Genomic DNA, 20,834 nt, shown 5'->3' with positions numbered 1-20,834 from the left:
GTGAGGTAGTGGGGTGGTGAAATGGTGAGTTGACGCTCCACGAGCCGGTTGGCGCGACTGGGCCGCCGGAGTCAAATTCACCTTAACAACGCCTGGGCCCCGGTCCCTCAAAACATCAACTCACCATCTCACCGCTCATGTACCAAGCCCTCGTTAAGCCGCTGCTCTTTAAGCACGATGCGGAGAAGGCGCACCATCTGGTGTTCGATAACCTGAAGCGGGCGTACCGGCTGCCGGGCGCGCGGGCACTGCTGCGCGGCATCTACGACTTCCGGCATCCTAACCTGGAGCAGGAAGTTTTCGGGCTGCAATTCCGCAATCCGGTGGGGCTGGCCGCGGGCTTCGATAAGAATGCTGAGCTGACTGACGAGCTGGGGGCGCTGGGCTTTGGGTTCGTGGAAATAGGCACAGTAACGCCCGGGGCCCAGCCGGGCAACCCCCTGCCCCGGCTGTTTCGGCTGCCGTCCGATGGGGCGCTGCTCAACCGTATGGGTTTCAACAACGAGGGAGCCGCCGCCGCCGCGACCCGCCTGCGCCAGCGCCGCAACCAGGACCTGATCATCGGGGGCAACATCGGTAAGAACAAGGACACGCCCAACGAGCACGCCGCCCACGATTATGTGGCCTGTATGGAGGCGCTGCATGAGGTGGTCGACTATTTTGTGGTGAACGTATCGTCGCCGAACACGCCCAACCTGCGGGCGCTGCAGGAGCGCGAGCCGCTGATTGCGCTGCTCCATCAGGTGCAGGAGCGCAACCAAACGCTGCCCGTACCGCGGCCGCTGCTGCTCAAAATTGCGCCCGACCTCACCGACCCGCAGCTCGACGACATCCTGCTCATCGCCCGCGAAACCAACCTCAGCGGCCTCGTGGCTACCAATACCACCATCGCCCGCACCGGCCTGACCACGCCGGCCGACCACGTGGCAGCTCTGGGAGCCGGGGGGCTGAGTGGAAGGCCGCTGCGGCAGCGCGCCACCGAGGTTATCCGCTACCTCAGCCACCACAGCCGCGGGCAGCTGCCCATTATCGGGGTCGGCGGCATCCACTCGGCGGCCGATGCGCGGGAGAAGCTGGAGGCCGGCGCGACCCTGCTGCAGCTGTATTCGGGCTTCATTTACGAGGGCCCGGGGCTGGTGCGGCAGATAAATGAGTCGTTGGCTGCCGCCAAACGTTGGGAAAAAGCGTAGTCAGGGCGAGCCGGAAGTGTCTGTGCGCCTGGTTCTCTGAGCTGGCTATTGGCAATACTTTTCTCCCCCTCAGAATAATGGCGGCGTTGTTGAATCACTGCCTTGGTGCTATTATATTTCAGTCATCAGACTGTAGAATTAATATTCATGCGTGTATTTTTTTGTAAATAAATTACGCTAATTGTATAAAAGTGTAGACGGTTGTTTAGTTGTTGATGGTCAGTTTGATAAGAGTTTAAATTCAGGATAAATAATGTTGGTTGATTTTGGCAGGTGTATGTTTTGATTTGCTATTTAATTAAAAATTGCCTATATTTGTATCATATCGAAATATAATTTTCACATAAGCCATATTAAATGCAATACGCAATCAATGAAATCACGAGTATTCCCAACAACCAGGTAAAGAAGCTGCAGGAGCAGGGCATTAAAACCGCCGACGAGCTGCTGGAAGCCGCCCGCACCCCGGCCGACCGCCGGGCCCTGGCCTCGGCTACGGGCATCGAAGAAATCAAGCTGTTCAAGTGGGTGAACTACGCCGACCTGACCCGCATCGACGGGCTGGACCCGGAGCTGACCACGCTGCTCGAGGAGGTAGGCATTACCACGATGCTGGATTTGCGCGGCCGCTCACCCTTCAGCCTGCATAGCAAAATGGTATCCACCAACCAGAAGCGCAACCTGGTGGATGAAGTGCCCGATATGCTGCACATGGCCGATATTGTAAACCACGCCAAAAGCATGGAGCCCGAAGTTTCTTACAAAGACTAACCCGGGCCGCGCGGCACTCTGCCAGCTGGTTATGCTCCCGTTCCCGCCGGCTGCCCTTGCCGCCGCCACGCTCCCGGTCCGGTTTAGGCTCCAATGAAAAGCGCCATCCTGTTCGCAGGATGGCGCTTTTTGCATCGGCACAACGGGCTACTCGCTTTCAGCAACGGATACCAGCTGCCGATTGACGCCGGTTTTGGGCACGTAGTGGCGTTGCAGCCAGATGAGCAGCGGCACAAAAACCAGCGTGGGCCACAGGAAATTCAGCGGGAAGGAGATGAACTTGAGGCTGGTGGCCGAAAAGGCCGATACCGCCGCAATGTAGGCGCCCACGAAGCCCGAAATATGGTTGCGCAGCCACTGCCCCTGGGGCCAGGGCCCCGGCCGCCGGAAACCCCGCAGCTGCCGCACCGTCGTCATTACCCCAATAGCCCCGAACACGGCCATGGCCAGGTTGAAAGGGCGGCTGAGCAGTCCGTAGCCCAGCGTGCCGGCAAAAATCAGCAGCCCCAGCGTTACGCTTACCCAATCGTAGCGTTCCGGCTGCCGGCTCTGGCCCATGCCTTTGTGGCGCAGTGAGCGGTAGCCAAACTGGGCCAGGTAAAGGCTGAAAATGCCCGTCAGGAGCAGGAACGTGAGGCCGTTGAGGCTGGCCGACACCAGGGCCGTGCTACCGGCCACCAGCATGGCCCAGAAAAACACGCGCCCCCAGAGCCGGTGCGCGGCACCGCCCTTGCGCACTACCAGCGCCACCGGCGCCACGAAAAAACCCGTAAAGCCCGCTGCAATGTGCAGCCAGCGGTTGAAGAGCAGAAACGTTTCCATGGCAAAGGGGCTTAGGCAGATGAGGAGCTAAAGCACGGCATCTGGCCGCACAGTTGCGCGCATTTGTTGCCGAAGCGTCGGCAGAGCCATACCGGGCCGCAGATCGGGCCGCTGAAGCGCTGCCGCCCTGGCCAACCGCCTGCTTTACAGTTTCACTCCCAGCCGCCACTCAATTACGTCGGCCGCGCCGCGGTGCACTTTCAGGTCGATGCCGCCGAAGACGCGGGGCGTGAGGTGGTACTTGAGGCCCAGCCGCTCGTAATAGAACTTGTTGGACTTATAAGGATTGTACAGATACACGCCCAGGTGCGAAACGAAGGCCAGCCGACCAAACAGCAACTCGTGACCCACGTAGGCGCCGGCCTTCTTCACATCGGGCAGCGGGTCTGCACTGGGGGGCGAACTGAGCTGCTGGGCCTTCAGGCTGCGGTCGTAGAAGCCTTCGAGGCCGGCCACCAGGTTGGACTTGCGGTTGATGCGCCGGCCCGCGGCCAGCGTTACCGAATTCACCAGGTAGCGCTGGTGGTCTGAGGCGCTCCATTCTTTCCAGCCCACCGAAGTGCTGATGTTGAAGAAGTTGCGGCCGATATCGGCGGGTTCGGGCTCGGGCGGCTGGGCGAGGGGCCGGAAGGGGCGTTGCTGGTGGTAGTTGAGGCCCACGAGCACGGTGGGCAGGTTGATGCCGAAATTAGGCTTGGTCGTAGCTCCGTTGGAATAGTGGTTCAGCCCCACTCCCAGCAGCAGGCCCACATGCTCCGTGAGGGCCACATCGTACTCCAGCCGCGCCTGAATGGTGGCGTTGAGCCGGGAGCTGACGATGTTGTTCTTGTGGTTGGAGGCCTGGTCGAACTGCACCGGGAAGTAGCCCACGCCGGTACCGATGCGAAAGTTGAGCTCGGTGCGCCGGCTGCGCCAGAACGACTTGTTGAGGTACACCCCGGCGGCGTAGGAACGCCCCAGCCTGGGGTTGTGGTAGTCGTAGTAGGTGAGGGCCAGCCCAACCTTGGGGTAGCGGTACCAGGCGTGCCAGGGGGCGCTGCCGTTGGTCTGGCGCTGCACGTTCAGCTCGATGCCCGTCGGGTGCGACACGGCCAGGTGGCGGATGGAAGGGGTGTGCGGGATGATGAAGCTGCCCAGGCCGGTGGCCCCGATTACCAGCGGCCCCTCCGGCGGTGGCCCCGGCTGCTGGGCGTAGGCCCCACCCGAAGCCAGCGCTGCCAGCCCACCGGCCAGCCCCAAAACGTACCAGTTCGTCATAAAAAGCGTGCGGGCATAAAGGCCAAAAGTAGGCAAAGAGGCCCGAAGCGCCGGCCGGAAACCTAAGATATTTCTGCTTCCGGCAATCCGTTAGAAACCTGCAGATTAGGCGGAAACCATTGAGTTACAGGTGTATTGGTAATAGGCTCCGGGGCAACCCTGGGCCCTGCTTTTACGATATGAGGCCCTGAAACCATGAGGGACGTGGCTATGATGGTCGGTGAAGTGGTTTATAACCCGCGTTTTCAACTCCTTACTTCTATGAAAAAAATTGCAGCACTCACGCTGGTTCTTGCTTCGGCAGCCACCGTGGCCCACGCGCAAAGCGGCTACCGTTTCGGCCTGCGCGTCGGCGGTACGTACTCGACTATCGGTGGTAAAGACGCCGATCAGGTACGTGGCTTCACCGGTTCCAACGATTACAAGCTGGGCTACAACGCCGGCGTTTCGGTGCAGATTCCGCTCAGCGCCGACGGTTTCTGGACCATTGCTCCCGAGGTAATCTACAACCGCAAAGGCTTCGAGCGTAGCTACAAGCTGTCGGACCGGAATACCCTCACCAACAGCGGCTACGCGGCCGATGTAAACAAGGTGAGCTTCGAAGACAAGCGCGTGCTCAGCTACATCGATCTGCCAATTCCAGTGCGGATCAACACGGCCCCAGGCGGTTCGGGCCTGTACTTCGAGCTTGGCCCGCAGGTTGGCTACATGGTAGCTTCCAAGCAGGAAACCACGCTTACCGTGAAGTACGACGGCAACAAGTCGGACATGGTGACCAAGTCGCCCTCCAACAAAGCCAAAGAGGACCTAGCTAGCTTCGACATTGGCGGCGTGGCTGGCCTGGGCTACCAGACCGAAGGCGGCATCAGCATCGGCGTACGCTACAACCAGGGTCTGAAGACGCTGTTCGACACCAAAAACGTGTCGGCCAAGAACGAGCCTAAAGCCTTCAACCGCGCCTTCATGGTGCAGGTAGGCTACTTGCTGCCAACCCGGTAAACTGCCGGTTTACTAAAGCCAAAAAAGTGGCTCTTCTTCGGAGGAGCCACTTTTTTTTGCGGCTACTTAATAAATTTTTGGCGCAAAAAAAGGGCGAAAATCCCCGAAAGTCTACTTAATATGCAGATTTGCAAATAATGCCCAACCGTTAAGCTACAAGCTGTTACTGGGCAGTATTGTCAAACTGAATTACTGCTCTACCTTCGTTGCTTCACACAATCTTCATACGCTTTTATGAAAAAAATATTTCTCGTTTTGCTGGCCTCGGCTGGCATTACTTCAGCCGCCCACGCGCAGGGTGCTCGTCTGGGGGTAAAGGCTGGTGCCAACCTTAGCAACATTGTTGGTAAAGATATCGAAGGGCCAACCAATAAGTTTGGGGCGCATGCTGGCTTCGTAGCGGAGTTGGGCATCACCGACAATTTCGCCATCCAGCCGGAGGTACTCTTCTCGATGAAAGGCGCCCAAGACGAGGATGACAGCGACTTCCGCATCAACCAAAGCTACATTGATGTACCGGTACTGTTGAAAATAAAGGCCGACGGGCTGTTTTTCGAAGTAGGTCCGCAAGTTGGCCTGTTGGTAGGTTCTAAAATTAAGGCTGATAAGCTTTCCATCGATTCGAAGGATGCCTTTAAAACGCTGGATTTTGGCTATGTAGCAGGTTTGGGTTACGAACTCAGCAACGGTCCGATGATTGGCCTGCGCTATAATGGCGGCCTCAGCGACATCGTAAAAAAGGAAGACAGTACCGGCGTCAGCATCGACTTCGATGGCAGCAAGGCCCGTAACAGCGTATTCCAGCTCTACGTCGGCTTCATGTTCGGCGGCAAGTAAGAACCAGCCGGATACTGCCGGCCGGTTGTAATAAAAAAAGGCCTTCCTCATCTGAGGAAGGCCTTTTTTGTTGGCTGAGATTCAGTGGCGTTGGCTACCAACGTGCGGCCAACAAAGGTCCGAACCAACGGCATGACAGCTTGCAGGCAGCTTCGGGCTATCAACTTTCCATGTAGCTTCGCGCCTGATTTTGCCTTTCCATTCTGAAGCCGCTACTTTATGCACAAGCTTTTTTTCTCCCTGCTCTTCACCGGGGCCACCGTGGGCCTGTCGGGTACGGCCCTTGCCCAGCGCAATGTGTCGCTGGGCCTGAAGGCGGGGGCTTCGCTCTCCAATCTGGTGGGTAAAGATGCCAAGCCTTACAAGGATATTGTGGGGTTTCAGGCCGGCGGCTTTGCCAACATCGGCTTCACCAAGCTGTTCGCCTTCCAGCCCGAAATCATCTATTCGCGCAAGGGCGCAAAGCTCGAAACGCCCGACCTGACCACGCGGCTCGACTACGTGGATGTGCCGCTGGCTTTCCACGCCAACGCCGGCGGGCTGTTCTTCGAGGCGGGTCCGCAGGTGGGCTTCCTGGTGTCGGCCAAAGACAAAATCGGCAACGCCACCGTCGACGTGAAAGACTTTTATAACGCCGTCGATTTTGGTTACCTGTTCGGGCTGGGCTACCAGCGCAAAACCGGGCCCGGCATCGGCCTGCGCTACAACGGCGGCTTCACCAACGTGCGCGAGGCCACTACGGTCGGCAGCACCAAATACCAGGAGCAGCGCCGCAACAGCGTGTTCCAGCTCTACGCGACGTTCTCGTTTCAGGGCCGGTAGTACCGGTGGCCCGTCTTTCTGCTTTGCTCATGGTGTTCGTCAGCCGGTGGCTACCCGCTTCGTTGCCTGCTCTGTTGCTGCCCGTGCTGCTGCTGCTGAGCGTTGCCGCTTCGGGGCAGCGGGTGCTGGTGGGGCTGAAGGGCGGCGGCGCCTTCAGTAAGGCCATCGGGGCCGATGCCACCGCCAGCCGGCTGCGGCTGGGCGGCACCGCGGGCCTGCTGCTGCGCCTGGAGTTGCCCGCAGGCCTGGCCCTGCAGGCCGAAGGGCTGTACGCCCAGCGCGGCGACAACGGCAGCACCTACGGCTTCTCGCTGGGCCACCGCCTCGACTACCTGGCCCTGCCGCTGCTGCTGCAGTACCACCGCGACGGGCTGTTTGTGGAGGGCGGCGCGCAGTACGGCTACCTCTGGCGCACCAGCCCCAACGAGCCCCCCGTTTTCCGGCTGGGCGAGCTGGGCTTTGCGCGGCGCGACCTGAACTTTGTGGCCGGTGTGGGTTTCCAGGACAGCTCGGGCGTGTCGGTGGGCTGGCGCTACGTGGGCGGGCTCAACAACGTGTTTCGGCCCGGCGAAATCAGTGGTACCGGCCAGCGCCAGCTGCGCAACAGTTCCCTGGAGCTGTACCTGAATTTCGTGTTCGAGCCCCGGCAGATGGGCCAGCTGACCGTAGCCACGGGCCGGGGCATCGGGCGCGGGGCAGTTGGGGCGGCCCGGCTGCTGGGTCGGGCACCGGGGGCGCTGTACCGGGCCGCCCGCCAGGTGGGGCGCAAGCGTCCCGCGGCCCCGCGGCCGGCCCCCGCCGCCGCCCCGGCACCACCCGCACAGCCCGACTAATGCCGTGCTGCCGCTTTGGCAAACCTGCCATAAGCGGGCAAATAAGCTGTTCTGGCACGCTTTTCGTCGTTGAGGCTTTCATACCCACTTTTTTTTCATCAAAAGGGTTTCTCCTATGAAAAAGTCTCTGCTGGCTGCGGCCGCTCTGCTCGCTACTTTCGCCGTTACCGACTCCAAGGCCCAGGGCATCCGCCTCGGCCTGAAAGGCGGCGCCAACCTCTCGAACCTGGCCGGCGACCTGGCCAATAAGGATGGCTACGACAACAAGGTTGGCTTCCACGGCGGCCTGATGCTCAACGTCGGGCTGATTGACGACGGCTTCCTTTCGCTGCAGCCCGAAGTGCTGTACTCGCAGAAGGGTTACAAGTACGACACCAAACAAACCTTCGGCCTCTACAACCGCCAGGGCGACGTCACCTACAACTACATCGACGTGCCGGTGCTGCTGAAGGTGAAAGCCGGCAACCTGTTCTTCGAAGCCGGCCCGCAGTACAGCTACCTGCTCAAGGTGAAAGACGAATCGACCCGCTCGCTCAACGGAACGGCCATCGCCCGCACGGCGGCCGAAAAGGACCTGAAGAACGTGAATCGCAACGAGTTCGGCTACGTGGCCGGCCTGGGCTTCCAGACCGATATGGGCCTGATGCTGGGCCTGCGCTACAACGGCGCCCTCACCGATTTCGCCAAGAACGACAGCTACAACAACGGCGACCTGACCAATGCCCGCAACCAGGTGTTCCAGCTTTCGCTGGGCTACCTGCTGCCGAGCCGGTAAGCAGCCGTTCGCCGGGCGCTTAATAGAACTCCGGCACTAAAAAAGCCCGCCCAGCAACGTTGCTGGGCGGGCTTTTTTAGTGCCGGAGCTGAGAGAACTCCAGACGGCTTACTTCATGGCCGCCGCGTAGTTGCGGTAGAAGTGCGGGATGGTTTCGATGCCTTTCATAAAGTTGAAGACGCCGTAGTGCTCGTTGGGCGAGTGAATGGCGTCGGAGTCGAGGCCGAAGCCGAGCAGCACCGTATCGAGGCCCAGCTCGCTCTTGAACATGGCCACGATGGGGATGGAGCCCCCGCCGCGGGTCGGAATCGGGCGCTTGCCGAAGGTGGTTTCCATGGCATCGGCGGCCGCCTTGTAGGCCACCGAGTCGGTGGGCGTTACCACGGGCTCGCCGCCGTGGTGGGGCTTCACCTTTACGGTTACACCGCTGGGCGCAATGCTTTCGAAGTGCTGCTGGAACAGGGCCGTAATTTCTTCGGAGGTCTGGTTGGGCACCAGCCGCATCGAGATTTTGGCGTAGGCCTTGGAGGCAATAACCGTTTTGGCACCCTCGCCGGTGTAGCCGCCCCAGATGCCGTTCACGTCCAGCGTCGGCCGGATGCCCACGCGCTCGACGGTGGTGTAGCCTTTCTCGCCGTACACGTCGGGCAGGCCGATGCTCTTTTTGAACTCCTCGTCGGAGTGAGGCACGCGGTTGAGCTCCTCGCGCTCGGCGGCGCTGAGCACGGCCACGTTGTTGTAGAACCCGGGGATGGTAATGTGGTTGTTCTCATCGTGCAGCGAGGCAATCATCTTACAGAGCACGTTGATGGGGTTGGCCACCGCGCCGCCGTACAGGCCCGAGTGCAGGTCGCGGTTGGGGCCGGTTACTTCCACCTCGTGGTAGCTCAGGCCCCGCAGGCCCACCTCGATGCTGGGCTCGTCGTTGGCCAGCATGCCGGTATCCGACACCAGAATCACGTCGGCCTTGAGCTTCTCCTTGTTGGCCCGCACGAAAATGCCGAGGTTGTTGGAGCCGACTTCCTCCTCGCCTTCAATCATGATTTTGATGTTGCAGGGAAACGCGCCTTCCTGCTTCATCACTTCCAGCGCCTTTACGTGCATGTACACCTGGCCCTTATCGTCGCAGGCGCCGCGGGCGTAAATCTTCTCGTCTTTGATAACGGGCTCGAAGGGCGGCGAGTCCCACAGCTCGTAGGGGTCGGCGGGCTGCACGTCGTAGTGGCCGTACACGAGCACGGTGGGCAGGCTCGCATCCACCAGCTTCTCGCCGTACACGATGGGGTTGCCGGCCGTGGGGCACAGCTCCACGTTATCGAGGCCAACTTCCTCGAAGCGGGCCTTCAGGTACTCGGCGGCCTTGGTGATGTCGCCGGCAAACTTGGGGTCGGCCGAAACCGAGGGAATGCGGAGCCAGTCGATGAGCTCGGTGAGGAAGCGGTCCTGGTTTTCTTTCAGATAGGTCGTATCCATACGGGTTGGGTTAGAAGTGGGAATAAAGAGAGAAAGTAGAGCTGTGCCAACCGACGGTCGGTGGTGTCAGAGCCTACCGGGCCACCCCGGAGCATTTTTGCAGCCAGTGTTTGGCTTCTACCTCGTCGTCAAACATGCGAACTTCGAATGACTTTATCTGGGCGTAGAAGCTCTGGGCCGAGCCATCGGCCAGCGAATCGGGCGTGGTCACCATCGCGAAGTAGCGCAGGCCGGCGGCGGCGGCGTTGGGCGCCCACTCGTTCAGGGCCCACTCCAGCGAATGGTCCCAGGGGCCGATAACTCTGCGCGTATCATTGAGCACGCATTTGTATCCCGCTTTGGCCAGCGCCTGGGTGTAGGCATGAGCCCCAGCCTGTACACTATCAGCCGTGAGGTAGCCCACCCAGTCAACAGTAATTATGTGGTTGGCCGCATCATCTTCAATCGTGACGTAGGGCCGGCCCAGGGAGCTTTTAAGTTCTTGTTTCATGAGGGCTAAAGGAGGCAGCGGATAGTAAAAGGGAGAGGGCGCATCAGCCGGCGGCCGATCTGTGGAGCGCCCGGCGCAGCCATTGCTTGGCCTCGGGCAGGGTCTGATGATGAACTACCTCGATAGCGTAGGCGTCGGCAGATTGGGTATTAGCCGTGTAGCCCTGCACTGCCATCTGGCCAAACACGCTCTCGGGCGCCACGAAGCTCACGTGCCGGATGCCGGCGGCGTAGGCCCGCGGGTTCCAGTCGGTGCGCAGCCAGTTCTGGTCGTCGGGCGTGATGGCGCTTATCTGGCGGGTGTCGGCCAGCCAGCCCAGCGGTTGGGTGCGGTGGCTTTCCTGGATATACAGGTCCAGGCCCCGGTCCATGAGGGAGCGGAACTGCTGGCGGTTGGCAAACGTGTGCCACTGCCCAATCAGGCAGGGTACTTCGGGGGCCAGCAGCATGCTGCCGTAGGATTCGGCAATAAGGGTACTATCGGGCACAGGCGAAAAGATGGGGTACAGCTACCGGGAACGGGCTGAATACCCGGCGCTACGCACCGGCGACAGTTCCCGCGCAAACATACCGAAATCAGGCCGTATGCCCAAGCGGGACCGGAATCCTGTTGCCGTCCGGGCCGGGTAGAACTGTGCTGCGGGAGCCGGCGGCTATTTCTTGTCCCAGGGCATGGGCACGCGGCTTTCGGTGCCGGCGCGCAGGCGGCCGATGTTGGCGCGGTGGGTGTAGATGAGCAGGGCCGCCAGCACAAAACCGAACCAGAGCAGCAGCGGGTTGTCGGGCCGGAAGCCGGGCAGCAGCTGCAGCAGCGCAAACGTCAGGCCGGCCGTCATGCTGCTCAGCGACACGTAGCGCGAAAGCAGCAGCACCGCCAGAAACACCAGAATGCAGACGCCCACCGTGGCCGGGGCAATGGCCAGCATCATGCCCAGCACCGTAGCCACGCCCTTGCCGCCCCGAAAGCCGGCCCAGATGGGGTAGATATGCCCTACCACCGCCAGCACGCCGCAGGCCAGCTGAAAGTAGAGCAGCTGCTGGGGCAGAATGGCGCCCTGGCCCAGCATCAGGGAGGCCAGCGAGGTGGCGGCCCAGCCCTTGAGCACATCCACGGCCATTACAAACGAGCCCGGCTTCTTGCCCAGCACCCGGAACGTGTTGGTGGCGCCCGAGTTGCCCGAGCCATGCTCGCGGATGTCGAGCCCGAAAAAGGCCCGCCCCACCCACAGGGCCGTCGGGATGGAGCCAATCAGGTAAGCGGCCACCAGCAGGCCCAGCACTAACGGTAGATTCATGAGGAAGCGAAAGGGGAGGAGTAAAGATAAGCAACCGCCCGTAGCACCATCCTGGAACGGTATGGTATGGGTGTGGCAGTGCCCGCCCCCAAAGCGCGAAGCCAGCGGGAGTGCTAGGGCCTGCCTATGGGCCGGGGCTTAACGGCCGCCGCCGGCCACTTCGGATAAATCCGAAATGGCCGGCGGCGGCCGTTGGGTTAATCAACTGAAATCCTCTTTAATTACATGCTCCATGCAGTATTCGGCAATGGCCGTAATGGTTACGAACGGATTTACTCCAATTGTTCCCGGAATTAAAGAGCCATCCACTACGTACAAATTCTGATGGCCATTCAGTCTGCCAAACTGGTCGGTTGCCTTGCCTAAAACAATGCCGCCCAACGGATGATAACAGATATCAGCGCCAAACCCGTTGTGAAATAATAAGTGCGAGCGGGTGCCGCCGTTGGCTTTATTCATGGTGCGCAGAAAGTACTTCGCATTGTCTTTCATGTGGGCCGTGTGCGACTCATTCCAGTTTAGCCGTAGTTTGCTGGTTTGCGCGTTGTAGCTGACGTCGCCGTATTTCTTCAGCTTATTTACCATCAGGTACAGGGACGTTGCCACATCCATGCCCATGGGCAAGGGGGCAATTTCCACGAAGAACGGATGCTTCTTGTCGTGCCAGTGGTCAATGCCCCCGACGGGAATCGTGGACTGCTGCGCGCCGGTGCCACCCGAAAACGTGTTCACGAAATTGCGGCCGGTCATGAAGTTGCCATTGTTGCCCCATTGTTGCCCGATATGCTTATCAAGCGGGAATTGGGTTAGGGCGTTTGACTTCAGCAGCAATTCCAACGAACCCATGGTTCCGGCAGACAGAACCAGTTTTTTGGTTCGGATAAGTTTGTGCTCAACTTCCTCGCCGGCGGTATTGATGATCGAAATATCCAGCGTGTAACTTTTATCGGGGTTTTGCGCCACGGAATTCACCCGGTGCAGTTCCAGGATTTCCAGCTTGCCGGTAGCGCCTGCTTTCTTCAGGTAGGTTTTATCGAGTGAAAGCTTGCCGTGGTTATTGCCATAAATAACTTCTCCGGCCAGGGCCGAACGCGGAACCTCGTTCCGGTACTCCTGCTCCATGTACTTGAAATCGTAAACATTCGGAACGCGCACGGTTTTGAAACCGGCCTTTTCCGCTTCCTGCTCCCCTACCTTGTTGAACTTATAGAAGTCGCAGCTTTTCAGGAAATCCTCGGAGGCCGTGTTGGCTCCCAGTTCTTGGTTGGCTAACGGGAAATAGTGCGCATAGAATTTCTCGGCATCCAGGCTCGGGAATATTTCCTGGAAGTATTCTTTTTTAGGCGTAACGGCCATTCCGCCATTCACCAAAGAGCCGCCGCCAACGCCTCGCCCGAGCCAGATTTTAATGTGCTCAAAATCCAGACGGTCGAGGGCGCCGGTGAATTTTTTCAGCGGAAACAAGTTCAGGAAGGGCGCGATGGTTCTGGTTTTCAGCCAGGCCGCCGAATGACCGGGGCTGATCATGGGCGAAAACTTCTCCCCCGACTTCTCCCAATCCAGGCCCATCTCCAGCAGCGTTACCGGAATGCCTTTCTCACAAAGCCGCAGCGCCGCCACCGAACCGCCGTAGCCTGAGCCGATGATGACGACTTCCTTTTCTATGATTACAGCAGGACTGCCGGAGGTCCGGCGCCTGGTGCCGGGGGCTTTGCCCGATACGCTGCCCGCACCCAAAAACAACAGGGCGGCAAGCCCCATACTGCCCGTCTGAATAAATTCTTTACGATCCATACAGCCGGCCGAACAAGAACTGAACCACACTACAGCCCGCAAAACCGGCCGTTCCCGGATAGTACTCTTCCGGGCTTTCGCAGTTCGGTAAGCTGTTGGAGAAGAGTCGTATAAAAAAGCGCCTGCTGAGCCGTGCATGAGGGCCCACAAGGTGAGGTTGGCACGAGCTGGCCCCCGGCCGGCCACGGGTGTTTCCTGTGCGTGCCGTTGGGCCCTGCCTGAGGCAATGCCCTGGGCGCTTCAAGCAGAAAGACCCGGTAGCCAGGCCACCGGGTCTTTTTTAGGTTTAGTCGGCGAAGGGGTCGTCGCCGGCTTTCTTCTTGCGCTTCTTCTCCTTTTTCGAGTCCTCTACCGGGGGCTCGTCGGCGGGCGGGGCGGCTTCCACGGCCTCTTTCTTCTTTTTCTTGCCGGTTTCCTCCGCCGGCGCGGCGGCCGGTGGGGTCGGGGCATCGGCGGCGGGCTCGTTTTTCTGCTTGCGGCCCTTGCGGCCGGTTTCTTCGGCCGGGGCCGGCGTATCCTGCATCACGTCATCAACGGGGTCGTTCTTCTTCTTTTTCTTCTTCTTGCCCGTATCCTCCATAAAGTCGAAGTTGCCGGTGGGCTGGGGCTGGGTCAGGTCGATTTTGCGCTTGGTGGTTTCGTTGAGGTAGTCCTTGCGGAAGTGGTTGAGGAAAAGCTGCACTTCCTGGTCGTCGCCGAGGTAGAAACCGTACTGGGTGGCCGTGTTGTAGTCGCCCTTGGCCTTGAGGCCGATGATTTCGTCGAACGAGCCGTGCTGGGCCTTGGCCAGCAGCACATTGTTGCTGTACTTGAGGTAGTACCAGGTGCGGGGCTCGGCCTCCAGGTAAATATCCACGGCGTCGCCGGTGCTTTCCTTCTTGATTTCGATGTAGCCGTCGACCAGCGCGTTGATGTCCTTCTTGCCCACGCTCACGAGCCCGATTTTGCCCACCGAGTACCAGGCTTTGCGCTTCTCATCCCAGCGCATATTTACCTGGTTGAGCACCAGCGTGTGCAGGAACTTGGCCGACAGCTTCTGCAACGACAGCGCCCCGCTCTTGCGGGTGGCATAGTCGCGGGCCGCCGCGTTGCCGCCAATTTCGCCCACCTTATACAGCTGGCTCAGGCTGGTATTGAGCGCCTCGGGGTTACCGCGGGCGCCGGTGGCTAAATCCTGGCCCATGGCCTCCACCGCCTTTTCGGGCAGCACGATATCGAAGGCCATAAAGGCGTCGAGGTCGTAAATGGTGCTGTCGGGCTTGGCGTAGCCCAGGCCGGCGGCCGTGAGGGTGTAGTCTTTGTTGGAGTTGATGAGGTTGAGCTTGCCGCGGAAGTTGAGGGCTCCGGTCGAGTCCTGCAGCGTCAGCACCGAGCCCTCGTAGATGTCGGGGTCGGCGTAGTTGTGGCGGCTGATGGCGTACTGGCGGCGGCGCTGGTCGTAGCTGAGCGTGCCGTCCACGGTAAACAGGTTGGCGTCCGTTACGCTGGGCTTGGTGGCCACAAACAGCGGGTACACCTTGCCCGTGCTTTCCGACATAAACAGGCCCGAGAGCATGGGCGTGCCGCTTTCGTCCTTGGGGCCGTTGAGCTTGATGCGGATGCGCTTCGGGTCGATGGTATCCTGCACGGCAAACCAGTCGGAAGCCGTTGCCGACTTCACGAAGTTGAGCTTGGCCTGGCCATCAAACGAGAAGCCCTTTTTCTTCGAGTTCATCAGCACCCCGCCCCGGAAACCGATGCGCGGGGCCAGGTTGAATTTGTCGGCGGCCGCAATGGTGGCCACGGCCAGCGTGGGCGGCGAAAGGGGCGCATCGTCGGCGTCGGGGCCGCGCTTGAGCAGCCCGCCGCCCTTCTTGCCGCCGGTATTCATGGCCACGGCCGTCGCCAGCGAATCAACCCGGAAGTTGGCAAACTTAATGGCAAACGAGTCGGCCGAGGTTTTGTAGTTATACAGGGCGTTGCCGCTGAAGGCCGTGCGCGAGGTCACCCGGATTTCGCCCTTGTACAGCTGATGGTACTTCTGCAGCGTGTCCATAATAATGCCGGCATTCTTGAACTCGCGCATGCGGGCGTTGGGCAGCACATACACCCGGTTCGAGTCGGGCATAATCCAGGCATCGGCCGCCGAAATGCGGGGCACGCCGCCGGCCACCAGCTGGTAGCGGCTCAGGTCGTACTGGCCCGTGGAGGCCTGGAACTTGAGGCCCTGCTGTTCGGGCAGCGTGCTGTAGAAGTAGGAGCGCGACGAGTCGGCGCCGGGGGCCACGCGCAACTGCACGAGCTTCTTCTTGAAATCCCACCTGCCGCCCGACAGCGTGGTGCGATAGTCGGAGTACGGCAAATCGATGCTCGACTTGTTGTCGGACGATTCGCGGGAGAAATCGGTGTTGCCGGCCTTCAGATCGTACAGGAAGCTCACGTTGTTGGCCGTCAGGGCCGGCTTGTTCACCTCGGCCGATTTGATGTTGAACGTGGCCCGCTCGCCGCTGTACTGGGTGGGCTTGAACCGGAAGGCCGTGGAGCGCACAAACGACTGCGGACCGTCCATCACGCCGTCGCCGCGCAGGCCACCGGGCGAGTACGTGAGCGTGCCGCGGAAGCCGTAGGCCACGTCGTAGATGCGGAAGGCCTCGCCCTTGCGCTGGCTGGTCAGGTACATCGAATCCTGGCGTACGGCCCACTTCATCTGGTAGCCGGGCAAAAAGTCCACCTTCGCGAATTCGGTGCCGTTGAGCGGACCCGGCAGAATGCTGGCCGTTTTGCCCACCGTCACCACCGAGTCTTTATAGAAAATGAACTGGTCGCTGTTGAAGCTGCCGGTCAGGTACTTGATGTTGCCGATGCCCTGCAGGCCCCGGTTGCTCATGCTCACCTTGTTATAGAGTGTGCCCTTGTTGCCGTAAAGCGGGAAACCGGCCTTGGGTACATCGTACACGAAGCCCAGCGAGCCGTCGTCCTGCATGCTGAGCTTGGTTTTGAACTCGGGCATAATGCCGCCTGACACAAACGTGCCCTTGAAGCCCACCGCCGCCCGGTTCTTGTTGTTGAGCGAGTCGATTTTGAAGGGCGGAATGTCGAAGTACATCGTTGTGTCGTAGGCGCCACCGAGTACTTCGGGCTTGTTGAAGAACACGTAGGCGCCCGTGCTGGCATCGAACGAAGGGTAGGCCCCCAGCTTCTTGCGGCCCGATTTGTTGTTGGGCGCGTTGATGTAAAGGCGGCCGGTGGAGGTGCGGCCCTTGTTGGTCAGGGCCCAGTCGGGGTCCTTGCGGGCCTTCATCACCGAGCCCTTCGTGCCCTTGCCCTTCACGATGATGGAGTCAATCTTCACCAGATCGATGTAGAAGCCGTCGTAGTCGAACTTGAACTCCTTGCCCTTGAAGATGAAGGCCGAGGCGACCACCGTGCCGTTGAACTGCACGCCCCGATTTTTCTGAATCCGCACGATGCTCGAATCGGGCTTCACGAATACAGTTACCGAGTCGTCGGAGAAGTTGAAGCGGTCCACGCCCCGCACAATCAGGTCGTTGGAGTTCAGGTCGAGGGTGGCGTTTTTGCCCGAGGGCGAGAGGCTCTTCAGCGAGAGGTGGTCGTAGTCCTTCTTGCCGCGCGAGGAGTTGACGTAGTGCAGGGCCTTGGGCAGCAGTACCACCTGGTCGGTCTGCGGGTACCAGCCCACGTAGCCGTCGCGGGCCAGGCCCGCGGCCACGGCGCGCACGTTGTCCACCTTCAGCTTGCGGAACGTGGCCACGTCCTGCACCGTGAACAGGCGCTTATTGCCGTTTTCGAGGCTGTAGCCCACCATCATCTGCAGCGGGTGCAGCTTGTTGATGGTCTTGATCTGCTGGTAGCGGGTGTTGGTGTAGAACTCCTTCGACTCGAAGCCGGCGGCGACCTGGTTTTTGGCCGTCAGGATCGAGAAATCGATGAACGGTGTGCGCACCGGCCAGCTCAGCAGCTCGGTCGTAATCTCCATCTGGTGGTAGGAGTCGTAGTAGGCCGTGTTCTTGTAGAGGCCCTGCTCGCGGGTGAGCTGGAGCAGCTGGGTGGCCTTGTTGTACTTGAGCTTCACGCCGGGGTGCGTCACCGAGTCGCTCTTGCCCTGGAAGATAGTAATGGCCGCGTGCTGGGCCGTAATCAGCGAGTCGCCCAGCAGGTAGGAGCGCGACGAGGCCCGGAATTTGGGCACGCCGGCCACATCCACGATAATATTCGACAGCGAGCCATCGAGGGAGGCCGACAGGGCCTGGGTGCCCGCCAGCGAGAAGCCCCCGAAGTAGCGGATGTTGTCGCCGATGTTCTTTACGCGGGCGTCGTTGGTGGTCGAGATGAAGCGCGGGTAGCCGGTGTCCTTTTTCTCGCCGGGCTTGCGCAGCACGCTCTTAAACGCCAGCCAGCCCTGCACCGGGTTTTCGAGCACGGCCGGGTAGGTAAGGGTCACGGGGTTGGCCATGAACTCGGCCTTCGTGATGTCGAAATCGAAGCTGCCCAGCGCGGCCGAGGCGGGGTTGCCGTTCACCAGCCAGGCAAACGTGCCGCCGTAGCCTACAAAACGGTTTTGGCCCGGCACCACGGCGCCGCTGGTTTTGGCAATGTACACCGAGTCGGAGGCCGTGGTCAGGAGCAGGTCGGCGTTGTCGAGCAGGATAACCGCGCCGCGGGTCGGTGGCATGGCGTAGCCCGTGGCGTAGGCCGTGCCGGCGTCGCCCCAGCCCGAATCGGCGGGCTTGGCGCCTTTTTTGGCGGACGCGTCGTCGGTGGCCCAGGGGTCATCATCACCCCAGCCGCCGTTTTTGGGGCTGGCTTTACCGGCCGGGGCAGCTGGCGCGGCGGCGGGGGCTGCCGGTGGCGCGAAGGAGGGCAGGTCGGCGGCGTTGTAGGCGAAGCGGAACTGCCCGCCCACGGCGCGCAGTGCGCTGTAGCGAGAGCGGTGCAGGTACTTGGTGTCGAGAAACTGGGCGGCCGTGGCCAGGAACTTCGCGGCATCGGCGGGCGGCTCTTTTTCCAGCGCCTTGCCCACTGTATTAAGCAGCTGGGTCATCTGGTCGTCGCTCAGGTTCTGCACCAGCGCGCCAGCCGCAATGGCCGTAAAAAAGTCCTCGAAGTGAGGTTTTGCCCGCATCTTGCGCGCCAGCATATACTGGCTCAGCGACACAATGTAGCGCTGCTGGGTGGCCGTGAGGCGGTTGCTGGCCCACACCTGCTGCAGGCGGGTGCCGGCGGCCTTGGCGGCGGCGTTGTTGGTGGTGGCCATCAGGGCCTGCACGTCCACCATAAACTGCTCGGGCTCCGAGCTGAGCTTGCCCGCAAACCGGGGCGGGGCGGGGGCCGGCGCCGGGGCCCCGGGCTTGGCGGCCGGAGCCGGCTTCTGCTGGGCCACTGCCGGAACCGTCAGGCCCAGGCCCAGCACCAGCATCCAAAGCCATGTGAAAGCAACCTGCTTCATAGTGTGTAGCGTGTTCGTCAAATCAACCATAAGTAGGCCGGGCCGACCGGCAGCCGGCGCGGCGCGCTGAAATTGTACTCTTGCCGGCCAGCCCTGCGCGCCAACCCGGGCGGGTGTTTCGCGCATTAAGTCAGCTAACCGCCTACAATTTCGGTAAAAGCCGGCAATTTCCGACGCTACTGTTCGCCCGCCTCGCTACATTCCTACTCTTCCCAACTTTACTTATATTCTGATAGTCACTGGCTTCCTGTTACAAAAAACGGCCCCGACCGGTTGGTCGGGGCCGCGAACCGGGCGGGTTAGGCCGGTTGCCGGAAAATGGCCGACACCCAGTGGTTCTGGACGCGGTGACTCTCGTAAACGAAGCCGGCCTGCTCGGCGGCGGCCCGAATCTGGGCCAGGTCTTCCTCGTAAAAGCCCGAGAACAGGATGGGGCCGCCGGGCCGCAGGTAGCGGGCGTAGGCCGGCATATCGTCGAGCAGTACATTGCGGTTGATGTTGGCCAGGATGATATCGAAGGGCTCCTCACCATCCAGGGCTGAAATGTCGCCGAGGCGGGCTTCCACGGTGCCCTGCACGTTGTTTTCGCGGGCGTTGTCGGCGGCGTTTTCGGCCGTCCAGGGCTCCACATCCACGGCCAGCACCGATTGGGCCCCGAGCTGGGCGGCCATTACGGCCAGAATGCCGGTGCCGCAGCCCATATCCAGCACGCGCTGGCCCTGGTGGTTTACGTCGAGCTGGTTGGTGAGCATCAGGGCCGTGGTGTCGTGGTGGCCGGTGCCGAACGACATGCGGGGCATAATCACGATTTCGTGGGCCAGATCGGGCCGGGCGGCGTGGAACGGTGCCCTCACCGACACGCGGTCGGCAATAACCAGGGGCTCAAAGTTCTTCTCCCACTCGGCGTTCCAGTTCTGGCGGGTGATGATGCGGTCCTCGAACTGCAGCTCGCCCTGGCCCTGGTAGCGGGCCATGATTTCGGCCACGTCGTCGGGCGAGAACTGGTCCTCGTCGATGTAGGCGCAGAAGCCCTCGTCGTTGTCCTCGAAGGTATTGAAGCCCACCTCGGCCAGCTCGGCAACCAATATATCGGCCAGCTCTTGCGGGGCCTGCACGCGCAGTTCAACGTAATCCATACCGGGAATTAGAAAGTTATGAAGTGGGGCCGCCAGCAAGGGCAGCGGGCGGCAAAGGTCGGGCAAAAACGGCGCTTTCCCGCGGCTGCCCGTCCAGAAGGCGGTGGTCCATCATATGTATTAATTCAAATATCCTTTTATTTGAAAGCTCAACCTTTCTTTCTCTCTTCTATATGAAGCATTGCTTCCGCTACCTGCTTTCCGCCACGTTACTGACCGCGCTGCTCAGCGGCTGCGGCAGCAAGGATAAAGCCGATGAAACGGCCACCGACGTAACCGCGACCACCGAAACGACGACCACCGAAATTCCGGCCGAAACCACACCGGCTGAAACTGCCGCACCCGAAACGGCCGCCGGGTCGGCCGCCGCAACGTTTGACCTTAGCAAGGTGCCGCTTTCCACGGCTAATCTGGGCCGGTTCCCGTACGTGAGCGGACCCAAGGGCTACAAATTCCCGAACCCCAGCGACAGTGCCTACTACGAGTTCGACCGCAGCTACGTGTACGACGGCAAGCAGCTGATTCCGATTGAAGGCAAAGTGCTGCGCCGCCAGTACCGGGTAATCGATGAAGCCAAGAAGACCTCGGAGCTCATGCAGCAGCGCAACTACGAAGCGCTGATCAAGAGCCTGGGGGGCGTGCAGGTATCGTCGGCCGAGTTGCCGAGCGAAGCCATTGAGAAAGTCGGCAGCGATACGTACCGAAAATATGCCGGCAACATCTCCAGTGGTGAGCAGGTAGATACCTACCTCATCCGGCAAAAGGACAAGGAAGTCTGGATTCAGATTCAGCCCGGCGACACCTACATGGACGTGGTGGTAACCGAGCGGGCCGCCATGCCCCAGCAGGTCTCCACGATTCCGGCCGACGAGCTAAAAAAAAACTAGACACCGAG

The 20,834-nt window shown here is 60.7% G+C and carries 17 protein-coding genes; 8 read left to right on the top strand and 9 right to left on the bottom strand.

The features are described 5' to 3' along the window. The first annotated feature begins 137 nt into the window (after nucleotides 1-137). Both BMY67_RS18265 and BMY67_RS18260 read left to right on the top strand, forming a co-directional pair. A complete protein-coding gene (locus BMY67_RS18265; RefSeq protein WP_092774230.1) occupies nucleotides 138-1,190 on the top strand; it encodes a quinone-dependent dihydroorotate dehydrogenase in 1,053 nt (350 codons plus the stop codon). A gap of 357 nt (nucleotides 1,191-1,547) precedes the next feature. Then, nucleotides 1,548-1,961, top strand: coding sequence for a DUF4332 domain-containing protein (locus BMY67_RS18260; RefSeq protein ID WP_092774229.1), 414 nt, complete (start codon nucleotides 1,548-1,550; stop codon nucleotides 1,959-1,961). 147 nt (nucleotides 1,962-2,108) lie between these two features. Here the strand turns inward: BMY67_RS18260 and BMY67_RS18255 are convergent, their stop codons facing one another. Continuing rightward, nucleotides 2,109-2,783 carry a DUF2306 domain-containing protein gene (locus BMY67_RS18255; protein WP_092774228.1) on the bottom strand — a complete coding sequence of 225 codons (675 nt, stop codon included), beginning with the start codon at nucleotides 2,781-2,783 and terminating at the stop codon, nucleotides 2,109-2,111. Nucleotides 2,784-2,927: 144 nt separating this feature from the next. Beyond that, nucleotides 2,928-4,040 carry an acyloxyacyl hydrolase gene (locus BMY67_RS18250; RefSeq protein WP_092774227.1) on the bottom strand — a complete coding sequence of 371 codons (1,113 nt, stop codon included), beginning with the start codon at nucleotides 4,038-4,040 and terminating at the stop codon, nucleotides 2,928-2,930. Nucleotides 4,041-4,301: 261 nt separating this feature from the next. Here BMY67_RS18250 and BMY67_RS18245 point away from each other — a divergent pair, with 261 nt between their 5' ends. The 5 genes from BMY67_RS18245 (at nucleotide 4,302) to BMY67_RS18225 (ending at nucleotide 8,306) form a co-directional block, all read left to right on the top strand. Then, nucleotides 4,302-5,039, top strand: a complete 738-nt coding sequence (locus tag BMY67_RS18245) for a porin family protein (RefSeq protein ID WP_177189926.1) — start codon at nucleotides 4,302-4,304, stop codon at nucleotides 5,037-5,039. A 234-nt stretch (nucleotides 5,040-5,273) separates the two neighbouring features. After that, nucleotides 5,274-5,876 (top strand): porin family protein, encoded by a 603-nt coding sequence (locus BMY67_RS18240; protein ID WP_092774225.1) that lies wholly within the window; start codon nucleotides 5,274-5,276, stop codon nucleotides 5,874-5,876. A gap of 219 nt (nucleotides 5,877-6,095) precedes the next feature. Next, entirely contained in the window at nucleotides 6,096-6,698 is a 603-nt protein-coding gene (locus BMY67_RS18235; RefSeq protein WP_092774224.1) for a porin family protein, read from the top strand. Nucleotides 6,699-6,727: 29 nt separating this feature from the next. Continuing rightward, nucleotides 6,728-7,531, top strand: coding sequence for an outer membrane beta-barrel protein (locus tag BMY67_RS18230; RefSeq protein ID WP_092774223.1), 804 nt, complete (start codon nucleotides 6,728-6,730; stop codon nucleotides 7,529-7,531). A 115-nt stretch (nucleotides 7,532-7,646) separates the two neighbouring features. Then, nucleotides 7,647-8,306, top strand: coding sequence for a porin family protein (locus tag BMY67_RS18225; RefSeq protein ID WP_092774222.1), 660 nt, complete (start codon nucleotides 7,647-7,649; stop codon nucleotides 8,304-8,306). Between the two features lie 108 nt (nucleotides 8,307-8,414). On the opposite strand, the gene BMY67_RS18220 is transcribed toward BMY67_RS18225, so the two are convergent. The 7 genes from BMY67_RS18220 to prmA form a co-directional block, all read right to left on the bottom strand. Further along, entirely contained in the window at nucleotides 8,415-9,779 is a 1,365-nt protein-coding gene (locus BMY67_RS18220) for a dipeptidase (RefSeq protein ID WP_092774221.1), read from the bottom strand. A gap of 73 nt (nucleotides 9,780-9,852) precedes the next feature. Further along, nucleotides 9,853-10,269, bottom strand: coding sequence for an STAS/SEC14 domain-containing protein (locus BMY67_RS18215; RefSeq protein WP_092774220.1), 417 nt, complete (start codon nucleotides 10,267-10,269; stop codon nucleotides 9,853-9,855). A gap of 43 nt (nucleotides 10,270-10,312) precedes the next feature. Beyond that, complete coding sequence (locus BMY67_RS18210; RefSeq protein WP_092774219.1) at nucleotides 10,313-10,756, bottom strand: hypothetical protein; 444 nt, start codon at nucleotides 10,754-10,756, stop codon at nucleotides 10,313-10,315. Between the two features lie 165 nt (nucleotides 10,757-10,921). Continuing rightward, nucleotides 10,922-11,563, bottom strand: coding sequence for a glycerol-3-phosphate 1-O-acyltransferase PlsY (plsY, locus tag BMY67_RS18205; RefSeq protein WP_092774218.1), 642 nt, complete (start codon nucleotides 11,561-11,563; stop codon nucleotides 10,922-10,924). 201 nt (nucleotides 11,564-11,764) lie between these two features. Beyond that, nucleotides 11,765-13,357, bottom strand: a complete 1,593-nt coding sequence (locus tag BMY67_RS18200) for a GMC oxidoreductase (protein WP_092774217.1) — start codon at nucleotides 13,355-13,357, stop codon at nucleotides 11,765-11,767. Between the two features lie 286 nt (nucleotides 13,358-13,643). Beyond that, nucleotides 13,644-18,803 (bottom strand): hypothetical protein, encoded by a 5,160-nt coding sequence (locus BMY67_RS18195; RefSeq protein ID WP_143069918.1) that lies wholly within the window; start codon nucleotides 18,801-18,803, stop codon nucleotides 13,644-13,646. 299 nt (nucleotides 18,804-19,102) lie between these two features. Beyond that, nucleotides 19,103-19,939 (bottom strand): 50S ribosomal protein L11 methyltransferase, encoded by an 837-nt coding sequence (gene prmA / locus BMY67_RS18190; RefSeq protein ID WP_092774215.1) that lies wholly within the window; start codon nucleotides 19,937-19,939, stop codon nucleotides 19,103-19,105. A 173-nt stretch (nucleotides 19,940-20,112) separates the two neighbouring features. Here prmA and BMY67_RS18185 point away from each other — a divergent pair, with 173 nt between their 5' ends. Further along, nucleotides 20,113-20,826, top strand: a complete 714-nt coding sequence (locus BMY67_RS18185; RefSeq protein ID WP_092774214.1) for a hypothetical protein — start codon at nucleotides 20,113-20,115, stop codon at nucleotides 20,824-20,826. Nucleotides 20,827-20,834 lie beyond the last annotated feature (8 nt).

Origin of the sequence: Hymenobacter actinosclerus (assembly GCF_900111515.1) — a bacterium.
Taxonomy (GTDB): Bacteria; Bacteroidota; Bacteroidia; order Cytophagales; family Hymenobacteraceae; genus Hymenobacter; species Hymenobacter actinosclerus.
The sequence above is the reverse complement of the archived record's forward strand: the minus strand, read 5'-3'. Positions and strand labels throughout refer to the sequence as shown.

Excerpts from the sequence above, each read along its gene's own strand:
- BMY67_RS18265 (WP_092774230.1), top strand. The coding sequence starts at position 138 with ATGTACCAAGCCCTCGTTAAGCCGCTGCTCTTTAAGCACGATGCGGAG.
- BMY67_RS18260 (WP_092774229.1), top strand. The coding sequence starts at position 1,548 with ATGCAATACGCAATCAATGAAATCACGAGTATTCCCAACAACCAGGTA.
- BMY67_RS18255 (WP_092774228.1), bottom strand. The coding sequence starts at position 2,783 with ATGGAAACGTTTCTGCTCTTCAACCGCTGGCTGCACATTGCAGCGGGC.
- BMY67_RS18250 (WP_092774227.1), bottom strand. The coding sequence starts at position 4,040 with ATGACGAACTGGTACGTTTTGGGGCTGGCCGGTGGGCTGGCAGCGCTG.
- BMY67_RS18245 (WP_177189926.1), top strand. The coding sequence starts at position 4,302 with ATGAAAAAAATTGCAGCACTCACGCTGGTTCTTGCTTCGGCAGCCACC.
- BMY67_RS18240 (WP_092774225.1), top strand. The coding sequence starts at position 5,274 with ATGAAAAAAATATTTCTCGTTTTGCTGGCCTCGGCTGGCATTACTTCA.
- BMY67_RS18235 (WP_092774224.1), top strand. The coding sequence starts at position 6,096 with ATGCACAAGCTTTTTTTCTCCCTGCTCTTCACCGGGGCCACCGTGGGC.
- BMY67_RS18230 (WP_092774223.1), top strand. The coding sequence starts at position 6,728 with ATGGTGTTCGTCAGCCGGTGGCTACCCGCTTCGTTGCCTGCTCTGTTG.
- BMY67_RS18225 (WP_092774222.1), top strand. The coding sequence starts at position 7,647 with ATGAAAAAGTCTCTGCTGGCTGCGGCCGCTCTGCTCGCTACTTTCGCC.
- BMY67_RS18220 (WP_092774221.1), bottom strand. The coding sequence starts at position 9,779 with ATGGATACGACCTATCTGAAAGAAAACCAGGACCGCTTCCTCACCGAG.
- BMY67_RS18215 (WP_092774220.1), bottom strand. The coding sequence starts at position 10,269 with ATGAAACAAGAACTTAAAAGCTCCCTGGGCCGGCCCTACGTCACGATT.
- plsY (WP_092774218.1), bottom strand. The coding sequence starts at position 11,563 with ATGAATCTACCGTTAGTGCTGGGCCTGCTGGTGGCCGCTTACCTGATT.
- BMY67_RS18200 (WP_092774217.1), bottom strand. The coding sequence starts at position 13,357 with ATGGATCGTAAAGAATTTATTCAGACGGGCAGTATGGGGCTTGCCGCC.
- BMY67_RS18195 (WP_143069918.1), bottom strand. The coding sequence starts at position 18,803 with ATGAAGCAGGTTGCTTTCACATGGCTTTGGATGCTGGTGCTGGGCCTG.
- prmA (WP_092774215.1), bottom strand. The coding sequence starts at position 19,939 with ATGGATTACGTTGAACTGCGCGTGCAGGCCCCGCAAGAGCTGGCCGAT.
- BMY67_RS18185 (WP_092774214.1), top strand. The coding sequence starts at position 20,113 with ATGAAGCATTGCTTCCGCTACCTGCTTTCCGCCACGTTACTGACCGCG.